We start from the raw sequence: 733 nt of genomic DNA on the forward strand, positions 1-733 counted from the left end.
TTCTTGACACTGCGCCTCGGGATGACAGCACCAGGCTGACAAATGGGAAGGTTTTCCGCTTTATGATTTACACACCAGCCCCCCCCCCTTTGGTCTTTATAGCGGAAACCTGATTGAATCATACAGGCATGAATTGTTGCCCATGCATTGTTGCTTAAATTTCTGTTTTCTGGAAATACATCATAAGGAGCTGGCATTCCACATTCTAATAATGCTTTTCCTATCTCCGTAAAATCTGCTCCTGGCTTTTCCCACATCGCCAAAGATGATGAAGGAGTTTTATTAAACTGACATCCAGCTATATTCAACAAAGTTACAACACCTAATAGTTTTAAAATTTGTTTCATTTTTTCCTCCTTAAAGGGACTTGTACTAGATTGGATGAGCCATAAACATATCGACATGCTGAGCTCGCATTTCCAAGACAGGTATGGGGATTTATGGGATTTGAGAACATATTCCATGTTTCTTTCCACCAGTTACTACCAGCAGGTATTGTCTCATAGGTATAGCCATTGCCGCCAATCAATCTGCTTACAAAGTCATATCTATTCCCATCAAAGCCAATAGTGGTTTGTTTGCCACCACTCACATAACCTAACAAACCGGATGCCGCCAAAACATTAGCCGCTGGTCCATGGAAACTGATCGTTGTCTTGCCAGCTACATCATTTACACCTTCTTGTTTGAAAGAATTCATCATATTAAAGCCTGTCAAACTGCCACGACTATG

General features: G+C 41.3%; 1 protein-coding gene and 1 pseudogene. Both read right to left on the reverse strand.

Features of this window, described 5'->3' with window-relative positions; translation table 11 throughout:
- Window positions 1–347, reverse strand: a 347-nt coding sequence (locus ACFIKU_RS10040; protein WP_375657421.1) for a hypothetical protein, incomplete at its 3' end; no start/stop codon positions are given.
- Window positions 344–733 (reverse strand): annotated as a pseudogene (locus tag ACFIKU_RS10045) (filamentous hemagglutinin); the annotation flags it as partial. The pseudogene ACFIKU_RS10045 and the gene ACFIKU_RS10040, both read right to left, overlap by 4 nt.

Origin of the sequence: Bartonella sp. CM120XJJH, assembly GCF_042194715.1 — a bacterium.
In the GTDB taxonomy this organism is placed as follows: domain Bacteria; phylum Pseudomonadota; class Alphaproteobacteria; order Rhizobiales; family Rhizobiaceae; genus Bartonella.